The 17,340-nt window shown below is 58.1% G+C and carries 10 protein-coding genes; 7 read left to right on the top strand and 3 right to left on the bottom strand.

All coding sequences use genetic code 11. From position 1 onward, the window contains the following. Positions 1-56 precede the first annotated feature (56 nt). A complete protein-coding gene (locus DB51_RS03580) occupies positions 57-2,138 on the top strand; it encodes a beta-galactosidase (RefSeq protein ID WP_034251844.1) in 2,082 nt (693 codons plus the stop codon). Positions 2,139-2,252: 114 nt separating this feature from the next. Here the strand turns inward: DB51_RS03580 and DB51_RS03585 are convergent, their stop codons facing one another. Then, positions 2,253-3,899, bottom strand: coding sequence for an alpha-N-arabinofuranosidase (locus DB51_RS03585; RefSeq protein WP_084674535.1), 1,647 nt, complete (start codon positions 3,897-3,899; stop codon positions 2,253-2,255). Positions 3,900-4,086: 187 nt separating this feature from the next. Between DB51_RS03585 and DB51_RS03590 the strand changes: the two genes are divergently transcribed. Beyond that, positions 4,087-5,433, top strand: a complete 1,347-nt coding sequence (locus tag DB51_RS03590; RefSeq protein WP_034251847.1) for an ABC transporter substrate-binding protein — start codon at positions 4,087-4,089, stop codon at positions 5,431-5,433. A 735-nt stretch (positions 5,434-6,168) separates the two neighbouring features. Here the strand turns inward: DB51_RS03590 and DB51_RS03600 are convergent. After that, positions 6,169-10,281, bottom strand: coding sequence for an Ig-like domain-containing protein (locus DB51_RS03600; RefSeq protein ID WP_084674536.1), 4,113 nt, complete (start codon positions 10,279-10,281; stop codon positions 6,169-6,171). A gap of 213 nt (positions 10,282-10,494) precedes the next feature. Beyond that, positions 10,495-11,265 carry a type III pantothenate kinase gene (locus DB51_RS03605; protein ID WP_034251855.1) on the bottom strand — a complete coding sequence of 257 codons (771 nt, stop codon included), beginning with the start codon at positions 11,263-11,265 and terminating at the stop codon, positions 10,495-10,497. Positions 11,266-11,576: 311 nt separating this feature from the next. On the opposite strand from DB51_RS03605, the gene DB51_RS03610 reads away from it, so the two are divergent. From DB51_RS03610 to DB51_RS03630, 5 genes are all read left to right on the top strand, one after another. Continuing rightward, positions 11,577-13,277: an ABC transporter substrate-binding protein gene (locus DB51_RS03610; protein ID WP_084674537.1), complete on the top strand. Its 1,701-nt coding sequence runs from the start codon at positions 11,577-11,579 to the stop codon at positions 13,275-13,277. Between the two features lie 65 nt (positions 13,278-13,342). Further along, positions 13,343-14,314 carry an ABC transporter permease gene (locus DB51_RS03615; RefSeq protein WP_034251858.1) on the top strand — a complete coding sequence of 324 codons (972 nt, stop codon included), beginning with the start codon at positions 13,343-13,345 and terminating at the stop codon, positions 14,312-14,314. Positions 14,315-14,397: 83 nt separating this feature from the next. Beyond that, a complete protein-coding gene (locus DB51_RS03620; RefSeq protein ID WP_051867448.1) occupies positions 14,398-15,279 on the top strand; it encodes an ABC transporter permease in 882 nt (293 codons plus the stop codon). After that, complete coding sequence (locus DB51_RS03625; protein ID WP_051867243.1) at positions 15,276-16,100, top strand: ABC transporter ATP-binding protein; 825 nt, start codon at positions 15,276-15,278, stop codon at positions 16,098-16,100. The genes DB51_RS03620 and DB51_RS03625 overlap by 4 nt, the downstream gene beginning before the upstream one ends. 67 nt (positions 16,101-16,167) lie before the next feature. Beyond that, positions 16,168-16,986: an ABC transporter ATP-binding protein gene (locus DB51_RS03630; RefSeq protein WP_423773412.1), complete on the top strand. Its 819-nt coding sequence runs from the start codon at positions 16,168-16,170 to the stop codon at positions 16,984-16,986. The last annotated feature ends 354 nt before the right edge of the window (positions 16,987-17,340 follow it).

The following is a 17,340-nucleotide window of genomic DNA, read 5'->3' on the forward strand; positions in this document are numbered from 1 at the left end:
AACGACCAGGGTAGCTATGCCCTTAACGCTCTTTATGGAGAGAAATCGGAGTTTCAATGACTCAGCACAGACCATTCAGATGGCCGCAACCCCTGCAGGGCAACAGGCAGGAAATCTGGTACGGGGGAGACTACAACCCCGAGCAATGGCCGGAGGATGTGTGGGACGAGGACGTGGCCTTGATGCGCAAGGCCGGTGTGAATCTGGTCTCTCTTGGTATTTTCTCCTGGGCGAAGCTGCAGCCGGCCGAGGACTCGTGGGATTTCGACTGGCTGGATCGCATCATCGCCAAGCTCGGTGCTGCCGGCATCGCCGTTGATCTCGCCAGCGCCACGGCTTCTCCGCCGATGTGGCTGACCCAAGCGCATCCAGAGGTGCTTTGGCGCGATGAGCGAGGAGATGTGTGCTGGCCGGGTGCTCGTCAGCATTGGCGTGCCACATCGCCGGTCTTCAGGAAATACGCACTGGCCTTATGCCGGGCGATGGCCGAACACTACAGGGATAATCCGTATATCGTGGCATGGCATGTCAACAACGAGTATGGGTGTCATAATCGTTTCGACTATTCCGATGATGCGATGAGGGCTTTCCAGGAGTGGTGCAAGGACCGGTACGGTGACATAGAATCGGTGAACGCCGCCTGGGGGACGTCATTCTGGTCACAGCAGATGGGGGATTTCTCGCAGATTCTTCCTCCGCGGTTCATAGGCGAGGGTAATTTCATGAACCCGGGGAAGCTGCTTGATTTCAAGCGCTTCTCTTCGGATGCGCTGAAAAGCTTCTTCCGGGCCGAGCGCGACGTGTTGGCGCGAATCACCCCTGATATTCCGCTGACGACCAATTTCATGGTCAGCGCCGGTAACAGCACACTCGATTATGACGATTGGGGAGCGGAGGTCGATTTCGTTTCCAACGACCATTACTTCATGCCGGGGGAGCAGCATCTGGACGAGCTGGCCTACAGCTCCTCGTTGGTTGATGGGATCGCCCGCAAGCGTCCCTGGTTGTTGATGGAGCAATCCACGGGTGCGGTGAATTGGCGGAATATCAACTATCGAAAAGAAGAGGGGCAGCTGATTCGGGATTCCCTGGCTCACCTGGCCATGGGGGCGAATGCCATCTGCTACTTCCAGTGGAGGCAGTCTCGGTCCGGTGCTGAGAAGTTTCATACCGCAATGCTGCCGCATGCCGGTGAGGATAGTCGAACCTTCCGAGAGGTCTGCGAGCTTGGTCGGGACCTCAAACGTCTGGGCGAGGCGGGTTTGACGGAGAGCGCCGTTGCGAAGTCATCGGTCGCCGTGGTGTACGACTACGAGAGCGAGTGGGCGAGCGAACATACCGCGACCCCCACTCAGGAGGTCCGTCATTGGACCGAGCCCTTGGATTGGTTCCGTGCTTTGGCGGATTGTGGGATAACCGCCGATGTGGTGCCCATCAGGGCAGATTGGGATTCGTATGAGGCAGTGGTGCTGCCCAGCGTGTATCTGCTCGATGAAGGCCAGGCGCGACGTGTGCGGAAGTATGTCGCCGCCGGCGGGAAGCTGTTCGCCACGTATTACACGGGCATTGCCGATGGTGACGACCACATATGGCTGGACGGGTATCCCGGTGCTATACGTGATGTGCTGGGCATCAGGTCGGAGGACTTCGCTCCTCTCGGTACTGATACCGAAGGGGTTCTGGATCACCTCGATCTGAGCAATGGCACGGTGGCGCACGACCTTGCCGATGTCATCACCTCGGTCGCCGACACCGCGAAGGTTCTGGCGACGTATGAGGCGGAGGAATGGACCGCGATGAGCGGCGTTCCTGCCGTGACGCTCAACATCTATGGCAAAGGGCGTGCAGCCTATGTGGGTTGCAGACTCGGTCGTGAAGGCTTGGCTGCAACCTTGCCGGACCTCCTTGCCCGGATGCGCGTCAAGGGTTTCGACGAAGCTTCGGGTGCCAGCGTGCTGAGGGTCGAACGAGTCCGCACCGGCGGACAGGAGCGATTCGTCTTTCTGTTCAACAGGACGCACCGGGATGTGACTGTCGACATCGAGGGCACGGTTTTGGTGACTTCGCGTGCCACGGTCCACGACGACGGGTCGGCCGCGACACTGAAGGCGAATGGTCTTCTGGTGATGAAGCGGTAACAGACGAATCATCGGCCCGCGTGGACTGTTGCGGCTGGTCGATGTTCCGGGGCGATATGCGGGGCCGGGCGTTCGGAATGTTCTCCGAGCGCCCGGCCCCTCGACTATGGGAGCTTATGCCTGCGAGCCGTGGAATCGAATCGCCGCCCATGAGATTTCAGGCATGTCGAGCGTGATGGAGCCGTCGGTGTTCGACCAGGGGGTGACATGTCGGGGGACTACCGCGTTTGGCTCTTCCGGAGAATTGCATTTCATCGGGTCGTCCTCGTGAAGCATCTGTGCGGAATCAATGATCATCCGGGAGCCAGCCATGCTGGGCATTGACGAGCAATCGACGGTGACGGTATGTGGCCGTTGCTCATCGCGGTTGACGATAAGCACCAGACCTTGCTTTCGCTTCTCGTCCCAGGTGATCACGGAGTCAATGGCCTGAACCTCGCCGAAGTGTTGGGTGTGCAGCCTCGGGCCTTCGATGATCGGGGCATAGGCGACTCCCCGTGCGAAATTCGCAGCCGCCGCAAAGGGATAGAACACGCTTTGCCTCCACGCCGGTCCCTTGGTCTCGGCCATGATCGGCGCGATGACGTTGACCAGCTGGGCTCGCGAAGCGGATCGAACCTGCTTGCAGTGCTTCAGCAGCGTGATCATCAGCGAACCCTCCACCACCGCATCCGCGGCCGTGTAACGATCCTCCAGCAGGTGCGGGGCCTGGGGCCATGGATCGTGATGAAGTCCTGCGGCGGCCTCCTCTATCCACCGCTTCTCCTGACGATTCCATTCATCCGAGTACCAGATGCCCCATTCGTCGAAGGATAGGGCGACTTCATGATTCGTGTGTCTGCGCGCCTTGACCGAAGAGCTGATTTCGGCGACGGTGGTGATGAAGTGTGTCATGTCGGCTGACGACAGCAGAAAATCCTGGAAGCTGGCCGCACCGCGATCATAGTAATAGGCGTGGCAGGAGATGAAATCGAGATGCTCATAGGCTTTCTCCAGCACGGTGCGTTCCCAATGGCCGAAGCTCGGCATGTGCGCGCTCGAAGAGCCGCAGGCCACGAGTTGCAGACCTGATTCCGCCAGTTTCATCGCATGGGACACCTTGGCGACGGTGGCGGCGTATTCCTGCGCATCCATATGCCCCACCTGCCACGGGCCGTCCATCTCGTTGCCCAGGCACCACATGGAGATATCCATGCTTTCGGGGATGCCGTTACGTACCCGGAGATCGGCCCAGGCCGTGCCCGGCGCACCGTTGACGTATTCGAGCTCGTCGAGGCATTCTTGAATGCCTTTGGTGCCGAGGTTGGTCGCGAGCATGATTTCCGTGCCGGTCATGCGGCTCCACCGATGGAAGTCGTCGATGCCGACCTCGTTCGATTCGGTGCTGTGCCACGCGAGATCCCGTCGGACGGGCCTTTGGTCTCGTGGACCTATCCCGTCCTTCCAGTCATAGTTCGAGACAAAGTTGCCTCCCGGATAGCGGATGCAGGTCACACCGAGTTCTTTGACCATGTCGATGACATCATGGCGAAATCCCCAGGTGTCGGCCGTAGGGTGGTCCTTCTCGTAAATTCCCCCGTACACGCCACGTCCCATGTGCTCGATGAAGGAACCGAACAGTCGGGAGGGGATGTCGGCCACGGCGGTCGGCGCATGCACGAGGGCGGTGTCCGACAGGTCGTCGGGCGGGAACGTCGGTGAATCCGTGACATGTCCCTGAGCTTCTACGGCGGAAGTGCCTTGGGGTTCCTGATCGATCATTGCTGTGCTCTCTCTTAGAATCTGGCGTTTGTTTGCGTAAACATATATAATGATGTTATCGTTAACGTGAACGAAAATACAGCGTGTGTTCGAAGTCGAATACGCACTGAAAATGTGTTTCAGGTTGTAGGGGACTCTGCCAATCGACGGCGATTCGGCGGTTCTCAAAGAACAAGGAGAGTGAACGATGATGTTCAGTAAGCGAGCGATTGCACTGGTGGGGACCGTGGCGATGCTGTTCCCACTGGCTGCGTGCGGTGGTTCCGGAAGTGACTCAAGCGGCTCCGGAAGCGGCAAGACCGAGGTGCTGGTCTGGGCGTGGGATTCGACGCTGTCTCGCACGGTGGCCGGATTCGAGAAGGAGAACCCCGATATCACCGTCAAAATCACCAATGCCGGAACCAACAAGGATGAGTACACGGCCTTGAACAACGCCATGTCAGCAGGGAAGGGTGCACCTGACATAGCCCAGATCGAGTACTACGCCTTGCCGGAATACGTAATCAGGGAAAATGTTCAGGAGCTTTCCGACCTCGGCGCCTCCGGGTACAAAGACTTCTATACGCCAGGCACGTGGAGTTCGGTCAACGTGAACGGCGGCGTATACGCCTTGCCGCTGGATTCGGGTCCGATGGCCTTCTTCTACAACAAAGAGGTATTCGACAAGGCCGGTGTCACGGAACTTCCCACCACATGGGACGAGTTCTACGAAGCGGCGAAGAAGATCCGCGCCACGGGTTCGTACATCACGTCGGATTCCGGTGATGCGGGTTTCTTCGACTCCATGACGTGGCAGGCCGGAGCGACTCCGTTCTCCACCAGCAAGGACGGCAAGACCGTCGGCATCAATCTCACCTCCGACGCGGGTGTGAAGAAATGGACCGAGTTCTGGCAGAAAATGATCGACGAGGACCTGATTGACACCAAAACCGCCGGATGGACTGACGATTGGAACAAGGGACTCAACGACGGTTCCATCGCCTCGCTGCTCACCGGTGCATGGATGCCATACAATCTTCTCTCCGGTGCACCTGACGGCTCCGGCAAGTGGCGGGTAGCTCAGATGCCGACTTGGGAGAAGGGTGGCACCGAGAATTCCGAGAACGGCGGCTCCTCATTGGCCATCATCAAATCCGATGACGAGGCGAAGGTGAAGGCGGCATACAAATTCCTGGAATATGCCACGCATAACGCTGACGGCATCAAACAACGCGTCGATGGAGGAGCTTTCCCCGCCGACAACAACACCCTCGCTTCCGACGACTTCCTAGGCATGACGTCGGTGAAGGATGCCGATGGCAAGGACAACGAGTACTTCGGTGGACAGGAATTCAACAAGGAACTGGCGAAGGCGGCATCGAATGTGGTCACCGGATACACCTTCCTTCCCTTCGAGGTGTATGCACGCGGTGTCTTCGCCGATGATGCCGGTGGAGCGTTCACCGATAAATCAATCACCCTGGAGCAGGGGATTGCGGCGTGGCAGAAGAATCTGAAGAGCTACGCCGAAAGCCAGGGCTACACGGTGAAGTAGCAGGTCTGCGATAGTCGAACGACAAGCGCAAGGTCGATTTGCCAAGGCCGTAGGGGACATGTGTCTCCTACGGCCTTGTCGTATTGACGGACCAGGGAGGTGCACGGTCCGGCTTGCGTCCTTAGGTTCTTTTCACGGGCGAAGTGCGCCTTCGCGGCTGACGCAACGTGCGCCGGGTTCTCGGTGTGTGGTTGACGGGCGGTCCGGTCCATGCGGGCCGGGACCCGACCGGCATACGTCCTCGGGGCGGCACGACTCTGTTGGCCTCCGGAGCAAGGCGGAACGGTTATACGGCCTTCAGATGGTGCGAACGGCTGGATGGGGATTTGATGATGTCAGACGACTTGCAAGGTGAGTGGTTCGACAGCGCGATCCATGCACGTGTCTTGTGACGTCCAATGCGGCCCTTTCGACACGGAGTCGGATGCCCGGACGTGAAGCGTCTTTTCGAAGTGGGGAAGGTCGTGTACGGAGCACTGTGTATGGAACGTTGTGTGCGGAACGTTGTGTACGGAGCACTGTGTGCGGAACGTTGTGTGCTGAACGCTGTGTATGGAACGCAGTGTATGGAACGTCATGCATTCAGCACGGCGTATCCAACACTATCTGCCAGCCGTGGTGGATTCAACGCGGTACCGTCCTGGGCGCTCCGTCGGGTTCCATCGTCAGGACATGAGACAGCCCCGTTCATCCGCATTCAGCAATGAATCAGGATGAACGGGGCTGTCTGACGAGCTATCGACGTCTTCTGAGCGCGATGAGCATCGTGACTGCGGCAATTGCCAGGGCGGTGGCAGTCACGGCAATCAGAGCCGTGTTCGTACCGGTCCGGGCCAAAGCGAGGTGCTTGGTGACCGATGTGCCGGATGTCGAGGCTGATGAATCAGCCGGATTGCTTGGATTGGCTTGATTGGAAGGTTCTGAAGGAGCGGGGGAAGGCTGGGCATCGTCGTCAACGATGATTTCGAAGCTGCTCTCTACCTGAACCCCATTGTCCGTGAAGCGCACCGTCACCACATGCTTCCCGGAAGATGATGAGTCAAAGCCCATGATTGAAATACGAGGGTCTGAAGGATCGAGCGTCGTCGTGGCGCTGGTCTCACCGTTCTTCGTATACACGGCTGAAATGTTCAGCTTGTGGATATCCAGTGCCTCGCCTTTGGCGTAATGCGTCTTTGCCGTATCGACCTTGAGCCCGGTGAGTTTCGGCAGTACTCCGAAATTCACGCTGTATATTCGTTGAGTGCTGTTGTCGGCTGCGGTGACGGTGATTGTTGCCTTTCCTCCGTTGCCGGCGTCGGCCTGTTCGATGTTCACGGTTGCCGCGGAGTCCTTCGCGTATGCGGTCAGCTGTGGATAGGACGAGGCGTCGCCTGCAAGAGCGGAGTCGTACGTAACGACCGCCGGGTCGAAGCCCGACAGAGGAACGCCGTTCAATCTGATGTCGTCAAGGTCCGCCACATGTGCAGGTGAAGGGGCCGAGCTGCTTTCCAATATCCTGACCTCGGCCACTTTGGTGTAATAGTTGGCGTTATCCGCATAGGTGAATGACAGACGTATGCCGGCTGTCAAGGGGAGAGCAGACAGGTCAACGGTGGTCGTATCGCCACGATTGATGTTGATGCCGGTACTTGCCGAGATTCCCGAGTCCTTCCACGTATTGTCGGTTGCGTCGAGATAGTGTACGGAGAAGCTCTTGGCCGTGGCCTCTCCGTATGAGACGAGAGCCAGCGAGTTCAGCTTTCTTGGGGTGTCGAAGGTGTATTGCAGTGAAGGGGCGTTGTCTCCGCCGCCGTTTTTCCAATTCGACCATGCCGTATTGATGTTGCCGTCGCAACTCTTCGCGGCTGTATTCGTTCCTTCGGTATACGAGGCGATGGCCTGAGAGCAGAATATCTGCGCGAGGTTATCCCCATCGGAAATCTGCGGAGTGGTGACGAATACATGCAGGACGGCCGGAATCGTTCCTCCTGCACCGTTCTGTGCGACACCGGTGATGGTGAGGGTGCCGACTGTGGAGAGCTTGGCGTCGTCGAGACCCGAGAAGTCCCAGGTCACCGGGGTGGGCGTGCCCGGAGAATCGAGAACGTGTGCCGTCACCGTTGCCGGGGCCTTCGATTCGACCTCGGATGCCGCAGTGCCCGAAGCGACGGTGAGAGAGCTTGGATCGCTGACCGTAAATGCTCCGACCGCTACGACGAGGGTGGCTTGAATCTCGTTGCCGAAGATATCCCGGGCCTCGCCGGTTATGCGATGGCTGCCTGCCGTATCCACCGCCCTTCGTACGGCCGCATCGTCCCATCGCACGGAGACGGGTGTGCCTTCACCCCAGGAGTAATACGGCGTGACGGTGTCGGGGAGTTGCGGCACCACCGATATAGGCGTCTGTATGGTCGGTGTCCGCACCCCCTGGGGTTGTGTTGACGCGAAGGTCCATGCCTGGCTGTCGCTGCCTGAGGAGGTCCAGAGCCCCACTTTCGTCCCGGAATCCGTCTTCTGGCCGTCCACATCCAGCGATTGCTGTGCGGCGGAGTTCGTCAGACTCCATTCCCTCCCGTTCTCGGTGTTCAGAATCCATGTTGCTCTGGGGTCACTCAGCGCGGATTGCAGTGTCATGTCGGATAGTGCATTCGTGCCGTTGTTGGATACCAGCACCTTGCCTTCCGCATTCTGCAACACGTAGGATCGTAGATTGGGTCTGGAACCGGCTGAGGTATCGAGTGCCGTGAATTTCCAGATTTGCGTCCCCGCTTCTTGTGCATTCGATGCGCTTTCGCGGAGAGACAATGCCGAATCGCCGGTGGAAACCGCGGAGAGTGCCTTGGCGGAGTGTTTGCCGATGATCTGGTAGCTTTCGCCGTCCTTTACCGCTGCGGCGTCGTCGGCGACTCCGGTCACACCCCGGAGCTGCAGGGAGGCGATGGAATGTGCCGGCACCGTGAGCGTTGCGGTGTTCTTCTCGGCATCGATGGTGACGGCATCGTGCGACTGTTTGATGTTGCTGGTTTTGTTGAGTACCTCCGGCGTCGCATACTGCTCGCCTTTGGCGATGTCTTCGTCGGAGGAGGTCCGTGTGAGATAGAGCGTGCCTGTCGCGTCGTCGGCGATGTGCGCGTAATTGGAAAGATCGACGGTGAACTGCTGGTCACGAGCCGTGTTGTTGGTGTGGATGACCGTCTGTACCTTGCCGTCCGCGGACTGTGCGGTGAAGTTGTCGTTCTGGCTCGAGTTGGCGATGACGTTGTCGCCTTCGCCGACGAATTGCGTGTAGGCGCGGATGCCGTTGTATTTCGCATTCACCAGAACCCGGCAGGGTGAGATGCCCTGTGTGGAACCGTTGTTGTTGTCCACTCGTCGCTGGGAGTAGAGTTTGCCGTCGGTTCCTGCCACGGTGCAGTCGAAATCGATGAGGACCGTTCCCCAGTTGGTGTTCTCTCCGGCTGGATTGAGAGTGTTGCCCTCATCGTCCGTCGAGCCTTCCTGCATGTTGTACAGGTCTTCGACAACCTGCCAGAAGGTCCAGTCCTGGGACTGCAGGTTGTATATGTCCGAGTTGATCTTTCCGGTGATGCCCAATGCGTTGTCGAAACCGAAGGGGTTGAACCCGCCGCTCTGCCAAGAGCCGTCGACTTCGCTCATGGAAAGAACCTTTCCGTCGCTTTGGGCGATGTCGCGGACCTGGCGGGGTGCGTCGGCGCCGTAGGAATGGACATTGTATTGACCGACTTTGTTTTGGGTGATGATCGTGGGGTCGTTCGCGACCCATTGTTTGTACGAGTTCACGAACTGGGACTGTACGGAGGCGTCCGTCGCGCTGACCACGGTTCCCGGGTTGTCGGCCAGCGAGGCGTGTAGGGCGTTGATCAGCGGAATCTGGACCGTGCTACTGACGTGCATGCCTTCCTGAGGTTTCTTGAGATCCGTGGTGTAGGGGGTGGCGCTCAGATTCTTGTCCTGATATTGCCGGGAAACATAGCGATTGATGAGGGTGGCGTTCGCGTCGTTGCCGGATTGATAGTCGGAGGCCATCTTCCCGGGAGTGCTCCAATAACCGGTTTCAGACTCGTTCAGAGGTTCCACGGTGTCGATATTGATACCGTATTGCGTTTCCAGATGTTCGACGTTTTTCGCCAGGTATTCTGCGAATTTTTCCGGATCGCTGAGATTGTTGGCGTTGGCGTTGAATCCTCCTGTGGCATATCCGCTTTCGGTCATGAACCACGGTGCCGAATTCGCGAAAGCCTCCCAATGCGTGATGTCGCCGGTCTTGGCTCCTTGCTGTACCCACCATTCCTGTGCTTTCGATTTGCTCCAGTCATACTGCTTGTCGTTGGTGGGGTCAAAAGCGGCGCCAAGAGAGGCTTTGTCGCTTTGATTCGTTCCGATGCCGCCATAGATTCCTGCGGAGCCATCGGGGTCGTCGGCCCAGGTTCCGGGCACCGCCGCACCTTGTCTCATGAACGGGTAGCCATAAGCGACATCCGATGCATTGCCCCCGCCTATGTTGTATCGAGCCATATTGAGATTGAGCCCGTCGCTGCCGAAAATGCTCTCGTAGAAATCCGAACGGAGCTCTTTGCCGTACTCCAGGGCTTTCTCGTCGGTCTGTGCGTCGCCGCTTGAGCGCGATATCGATCCTGCTTCGCCGTACGAACCTGTGGCGTTGGCGAACCATGCAAGCGAGGTGCCCCAGCCTTTGAAAGGCCCGTTGGCATACCAAGGATTGGGTGTGACCGTGGCTGTCGCCCTGGTCTCCGCTGCCATCGTCGTCCCGGCAGGCAGTACCGTGACTCCTAGGCATAGGACGACACATGTCGTCGAGGCGGATAATGTTTTGGCTAATGACATCAATTCCTCCTTCAGCCGTGCGACTTTGCGCAGCTGTCTCTCTGTTCAAACCGCAATGAGATGCGGTTCCCCCATGAATGCAATGAAAGGGGGTGAGGTTTATCGCGAGTACGGCATTGTCTCGTGATCCCCCTGAGCATGAGCATAGCGAGAACTAAATGTTAACGCAACCATGAAGGAGTACGGAGCGTTGAATACGAAAGATTGAGATGCTCAGCGCTGTGTGTTCCTGGCGTAGATCAGAGCCATTCCCTTGAACAGCAGATTCGGGTCGAAGGTGTCCACTGCATCGATGTCGTGTGCGAAGACCCTGCCGAGTCCGCCTGTGGCGATGACCTTGAAATCTGTGGCGAGCTCCTGTCGGAACTGTTCGATGGTGCGTTCCACGCCGCCGAGGAAGTTGTAATACAAGCCTGCCTGCATTGCGGAACGGGTGCTCGACGACAGAATCGTGTCCGGTTTGATGATCTCCACCTCGGGCAGCTGCGCGGTCTGTCCCCATAGTGCCGCGGCGCCGGATTGGATGCCCACGGTGATCAGCCCCGCGGTGAGCGCCCCCGAAGCGTCCACGTAGGCATAGGTGGTGGCGGTTCCGAAATCGATGACGAGTGCCGGGCCGCCGTAGACGAAGTACGCACCGGCGCAACCCGCAAGGATATCCCCGCCGACAGAGGCGGGGTCGTCCATGCGAATGTTGATGCCCGTCTTGATGCCGGGGCCCACGACCATCGGATCGATGTCGAAGAACTTGATGATGGCTGATCTGAATGAATACATCACTTTCGGCACCACGGAGGTGATGATGACATCGTCGACATCATCGGCCTCGAAACCGCTCATGTTCAGGAATTCCTTGATCATCAAACCGTATTCGTCGGATGAACGACTGGTTTTCGTGGTGATACGGTAGCTTCCGACGATGGCGGAATTATCCATGAAGCCAAGAACGATGTTCGTGTTTCCGATGTCAACGGCGACAAGCATGACAATCTCCTTAATGCGGGTCATTCCACGGCAGATGGCTGATCTTCGGATCGCTCCCCGTCCGTCGTGCCATGCACACCAAGGGTAACCGGACTCCTGCCTAGCTCATAATTCTCGGGTCAAATTCTCGGGTCTGTGGTGAGGGCTTCGATTCCTTGCTAGGATGATGGCATGGTGGTCGACCTTACTCAGGCGGCCAATCAATCAGGCGTTTCAGTCATGGTAGGCAAGACGGGCATGCAGATACGGAAACCGTGCATAGTCCGCCCGTCTGTACCGTGCCTCGCAGCGCCCATACAGAGAGAGAAACGATGTCGGGAACAGACAATGCCTCGGAAAATGCTTCGGGAACAGACCATGCTTCGGAAACTGGCAAGGCTTCGGACGCGGACCAGCGTCGCCAGGGCAGTGCTTCGTCGGAACGTCAGAACGATTTGGGCAGCACCGATACCAGTTTGAACGCCTTCAGCAAAGCCCCCAAGGGGGAAAGACCATGGCTCTGGGCAATCATCGCGGTGATCGTGGTTGTCGCGCTGGCGGCAGGAGGGTGGGCGATTTCGGCGCTTCGTTCGTCGGATGACCATGCGGGCGGGTCCTCCTCAAGCGCCGCAAAGAAAGTGACGATCGGGCTCAAACTGGCACCCACCAATCTGGATATTCGCCACGAGTCGGGTTCCGCATTGGACCAGATACTTATCGGCAATGTGTATCAGGGACTGGTGGCCCGGTCATCGCAGAATCAGGTGGTGCCCGCGATAGCTGAATCATGGACGCAATCCGATGACGGTCTGGTGTATACCTTCAAGCTCAATCACGGCATGACGTTCTCCAATGGTGATGTGCTCGATGCCAAGGACGTGGCATGGTCGATTCAGCAACTCGTCGACCAGCAGTACACCGACTCCGAAGTGCTTGCAGACATGAAATCCGTCACCGCTCAGGACGACGACACGGTCGTGCTTACCCTTTCCAAGGCGAATTCAGGATTGCTGTGGTCCTTGACGGGAAGAGCGGGACTGGTGTTCGACGAGGACGCGAAGTACGATGCCAAAACCCAGGCGATAGGCTCGGGACCGTTCCTGCTCGATGCCTTCCGACAGGGCGACTCGATAACGCTTAAGGCCAATGCCGACTATTGGGGCACCAACAAGGCGAAAACGCAGGAAGTGGTTCTGCGATACATTCCAGACGACAACGCTGCGGTAAATGCGCTGAAAAGCGGCGACGTTCAGGTCTTGGCGCCCATTACGGAGAATCTGGCCGCGAGTTTCAAAGGTGACGACGATTTCACGGTCAAGGCGGGCGACGATACCGATAAGTTCGTTCTGGCGTTCAACTCCACAGGAACGGCGACATCGAACAAGGCCGTACGCCAGGCGATACGATACGCCATCAACAACGAGGAACTCATAGCCTCGCGAGGCGGGTCGGACGCAGCATTGGGCGGCCCGATACCATCTCTGGACCCGGGCTACGAGGACCTGTCAGATTTGTATCCCTACAATCCGAACAAGGCCAAATCCCTGCTTGAAGAAGCCGGCTACAGCGCAGACAAACCGCTGAAGCTGCGATTCGAGTATGCGAATATCTACGGTTCGGAAATCGGCGACCAGCTCAAATCCCAACTGAAGGCGGTGGGCATCGAACTCGATGTGCGTATGGTCGAGTTTTCGGCATGGCTTCAGGATGTCTACACCAACAAGGATTACGACCTTTCTCTGGTCGACCACAACGAAAGCCATGATTTTTACCAGTGGGCCGACCCTACGTACTACTACAACTACGACAATTCCCAAGTGCAGGAACTGTACGCCAAAGCCAAAGCGGCGACCACGCAGGAAGGTCAGGCGGCGTACCTCAGACAGGCTGCCAGGATAGTCAGCCAGGATGCTCCTGCGGACTGGCTGTTCAACTATCGAGTGACCACCGCGTATGCCCGAGGCGTCACCGGATTCCCGGTGAATCTCAACCAGTCCCTGCTGCCGCTGTGGGATGTTGAGTACCGGCGCTAGATGTTGAGTACAGTCGTTAACGGTCGGTCGGTGAAAGGACCGGAACGAGCTTTGGAGGAATGCGCATGAGAGCGGTCGTCAGACGTCTGTGCCTCTTCATCGGCGCATTGTTCGGTATGTCGCTGATCATATTCGCGGCATTGCGCATTCTTCCCGGCGATGTGGCGTCGGTGATGGCGGGCGTCAACGCATCGCCTCAACGAGTCGCGGCTCTCAGGGAGCAACTCGGTTTGAACCGGCCTGCAATCGAGCAGTACGGCGCCTGGCTTGCCGGCGTCCTCCACGGCGATTTCGGTAGCTCGATACTCACGGGTCGTTCAATCAGCGCGCAAATCGTGCTGCGCTCGCAGGTCACCTTCCCTTTGATTCTCATGAGCCTTGCCATCGCCCTGCTGATAGGTCTGCCGTTGGGATGTGCGGGCGCGCTGGCCACACATCCGAGGATGCGTCAGTTCTTCAGGGTGTTGGCCATCGTCGGCGGTTCGGTGCCTGCGCTGTGGGCAGGTTTGCTGCTGATTCTGTTGTTCGGCAAGGGAGTGGGATTGTTCGGAGTGCTGCCGTCCCAAGGCTTTCCGCTCGACACCTGGGCTCATCCTTTGACGGCCCTCGCGTCCTTGCTGCTGCCCGCGTTGACCGTGGGCATCATTGTCGCCGCCAGCATCATGCGATATACCAGATCGGCGTTGATGGAGGTGGTTGATTCGGACAGGATTGAATTCGCCATGGCCTGCGGCATGACCAGGAGGCAGGCGGTGCTTCGTACCGGACTTCGTCTCATCGCCCCCCAACTGGTCTCCGTGGTGGGTCTGACCCTCGCCGAAATGATTACCGGCGTGATGGTCGTGGAGAATCTCTTCGCCCTGCAAGGTCTCGGTTCGATGCTGATAACCGATGTGGGGAATCGTGACCTGCTCACCGTGCAGAGCGAGTTGTTCCTGTTGTCGGCGTTCTTCCTGTTCATAGGATTCGTCGTCGATATGGTGCATCAGATTATCGATCCGCGCTTGAGGATACAAGGTTGGGAGCAGGGGAGATGACGCAGAAAATCAAGAGCGCGCAAAGAGCATCTGAGACGCTCGCGCCTTCGGTGAATCCTCGTCACGGTGCGGGGAGACGACGCATGTTGACGGTGCTGTCCTCGATATGGGAGGGCGGCTCGGGTAGATTCTCGATAATCGTGCTGTGCTGCTGGATGCTGGTTGCGGTGCTTTCCCTGGTCTGGACGCCGCGTTCCCTGTGGGAGACCGACGGTTTCCACGTCTGGCAATCGCCTTCATGGGCTCACCTCTTGGGTACCGACGGCAGCGGCGCTGACATAATGAGCTGGCTGATGGCGGGGTCGGCAACGGAGCTCGGCATTGTCGCTCTTACGGTGCTGCTTACCGCGACCTTGGGATGCCTGTTCGTGCTGTCGATGCTGTCGTCGCATCTGATGCTCGCGCATGCGAGTGTTGTCATCATCGACGCGCTGATTTCCTTGCCGACCGTGTTGTTGGCGCTGATTCTTGCCGTTCCGTTAGGGCCGAGTGTGATGGTGATAGTGGTGGCCTGTTCTTTCGGGTACTCCTTGAATCTCGCTCGTGTGGTTCGCCCGCAGGCGTTGCTGGTGGCACGCTCGGAATTCGTGGAATCGTCGCTGTCGAGTGGCGCCGGTTCATTTCGCGTATTCAGAACGCATATCGTGCCGAACATCCTGCCGATGCTGCTGGTACAGCTGTCGATGTGCGCCGGCACGGTCATACTTGCCGAGGCTGGGCTGACATATCTGGGCATCGGCGTGCCCAGCGGCGTGGCATCTTGGGGGCATTCGCTCACCACATCCGTGCGCTTCATCAATGTGTATCCACTGGCGGTTGTCTGGCCGGGTCTGGTGGTGACTGTCGTCGTGGTGGCCTTGAATCTCTTCGGTGACGCACTGCGCGACGCCGTGGACCCCCTGACGAATCCGCGTCTTCGAAAACATCAGACTCAGGTATCGTCAACAGTGGGGAGACGTTCATGACGGTGGATATCTCGCATCTGCACCTAGCAGTCCAAGGGAAAACGCTTCTGGATGACGTGTCCCTGCAGATAGACGACGGCGAGCGCGTCGGGCTGATAGGTGTTTCGGGTTCCGGAAAGTCGATGATTTCCAGAGCCTGCCTGGGATTGTTGCCGCAGCACATGCAGCTTCAGGGTTCGATACGCATCGGCGGTCAGGAGATGGTTGGGGCCGATGAACGCCTGCTGGCTGACATGCGGGGCAAAGCCATCGCCCTGGTCATGCAGGACCCGGCCTCCGCGCTTAATCCGGTGAAGCGCATAGCCGATCAGATAGCGCTGCCTCTGAAATTGCATTACTCGTTGAATCGACAACAGATACACGAACGGGTTGTCGCCATGCTTCGCAAAGTTGATGTGCCGCTGGAAGCCATGCGCAGATTCCCTCACCAGCTTTCTGGCGGACAGCAGCAGCGCGTGGCCATAGCAACGGCTCTGGTGACATCCCCGCGTTTTATCGTGGCCGATGAGCCCACCACGGCTTTGGACCCGATTACCCAGCGGCAGATAGTCGATTTGCTGGTATCGCTTGTCGATGATGCAGGAGCTTCCACGCTGTTCATCACCCATGATTTTTCGGTGCTGTCACAGGCAACCAATCGCTGCTACGTGCTCGATGGAGGACGCATTGTGGAGAGCGGGCGCACCCGGGATTTGCTGCAATCTCCGGAGCATGAGACGACGCGCGGCCTGGTGGATGCTGCGCGAATGCTGACATTCCATGGTGACGAGCACACCTCCGTATCCGCCGGGTATCGACAGGGAGGTCGCAGTGAGCGTTGAGCATCCGGTCCCCATCCTAGAAGCGGAGCACATCGTCAAACGCTACGGTGCGCCTTCCGGCAGGCTATTGGGACGTTTGTTGCGATCCGGCACCGGTGTGCATGGCCCTAGTGCGCATGGTCCCGACGTCGACAGCGGCATCGCCTTGCGCGATGTGTCCTTGAGCGTGCGCGAAGGGGAGTGTCTGGCCATAATCGGGGCTTCGGGTTCAGGAAAGACCACGCTGACCCGAATCCTTCTTGGCATCAGACAGGCTGATTCAGGAAGGATTCGCTATCGAGGACAGGCGATAGGGGAGCATCCGGATGCATACGCGGCACTACGAAGGGAATCCGCCATAGTGTTCCAGAATCCGCATTCCTCTCTTGACCCTCGGTGGACGGTGTCTCGGTCAATCGCGGAACCGCTGCGTATTCGTGGAGTCGAGATGTCTAGTGACACCCATTGGGCCGCATCTCACGACGACCTGACTGAGAATATCGAGGAATCGGTGCGTCGGGTGATGCGACGGGTGGGTCTCGACGATGCGGCACTGTACGACAGGTATCCGATGGACCTTTCAGGAGGTCAGGCCCAACGGGTCGCCATCGCCCGTGCGCTGATTTCCCGTCCGAAACTGCTGCTTGCGGATGAGGCGATGGGTGCGGTCGATATGCATGCGAGGATACAGATTCTTCGGACCTTGGAATCGTTGCGCATGAGGGAGGACTCTGAGACGATGACCATGCTGCTGGTGTCGCATGATCTTGGAGTGGTTCAGCATATCGCGGATTCCATTCTGGTGCTCCGGGACGGTGAGGCTGTTGAATTCGGTTCTGCCGAAGCCGTTCTTGAGGAGCCGCAACAGGAGTACACCAAGGCCCTGATTGCGGCGGCAACGCTCTGACAAGTCCGAATGGTGGGGCGTGCCAGGTCGGTTGTTGAATGGTCAGCACGAAATCCGGCGCAGTGGGTGGCCACGGTCTCGATAATTTGATAACTGCACTAAAAGGACAGCAATTCAAGGAGAATTCCAACGAAAAGCTGTCCTTTTAGTGCAGTTATCTCCCAGAGGCCGCATAGTGTGCTATTGTGTTCAGCATGTCCAATCTCTCATGTTGTTGTCGCTGACCGAAGCCTGCAGGCTCGCGGTTGACAACGCATAATTTGAGATAGGAACCGGAATGTTGTGGCGCAGTGGCCATATCCGAACGTGATGTTCTTCATCGTGGTGCTCTGTGCACAGGCTCATAATCCAGAA

The organism is Bifidobacterium crudilactis (assembly GCF_000738005.1).
GTDB classification, from domain to species: domain Bacteria; phylum Actinomycetota; class Actinomycetes; order Actinomycetales; family Bifidobacteriaceae; genus Bombiscardovia; species Bombiscardovia crudilactis.

Coding starts and splice junctions, on each gene's coding strand:
- DB51_RS03580 (WP_034251844.1), top strand. CDS start 57: ATGACTCAGCACAGACCATTCAGATGGCCGCAACCCCTGCAGGGCAAC.
- DB51_RS03585 (WP_084674535.1), bottom strand. CDS start 3,899: ATGATCGATCAGGAACCCCAAGGCACTTCCGCCGTAGAAGCTCAGGGA.
- DB51_RS03590 (WP_034251847.1), top strand. CDS start 4,087: ATGATGTTCAGTAAGCGAGCGATTGCACTGGTGGGGACCGTGGCGATG.
- DB51_RS03600 (WP_084674536.1), bottom strand. CDS start 10,281: ATGTCATTAGCCAAAACATTATCCGCCTCGACGACATGTGTCGTCCTA.
- DB51_RS03605 (WP_034251855.1), bottom strand. CDS start 11,265: ATGCTTGTCGCCGTTGACATCGGAAACACGAACATCGTTCTTGGCTTC.
- DB51_RS03610 (WP_084674537.1), top strand. CDS start 11,577: ATGTCGGGAACAGACAATGCCTCGGAAAATGCTTCGGGAACAGACCAT.
- DB51_RS03615 (WP_034251858.1), top strand. CDS start 13,343: ATGAGAGCGGTCGTCAGACGTCTGTGCCTCTTCATCGGCGCATTGTTC.
- DB51_RS03620 (WP_051867448.1), top strand. CDS start 14,398: ATGTTGACGGTGCTGTCCTCGATATGGGAGGGCGGCTCGGGTAGATTC.
- DB51_RS03625 (WP_051867243.1), top strand. CDS start 15,276: ATGACGGTGGATATCTCGCATCTGCACCTAGCAGTCCAAGGGAAAACG.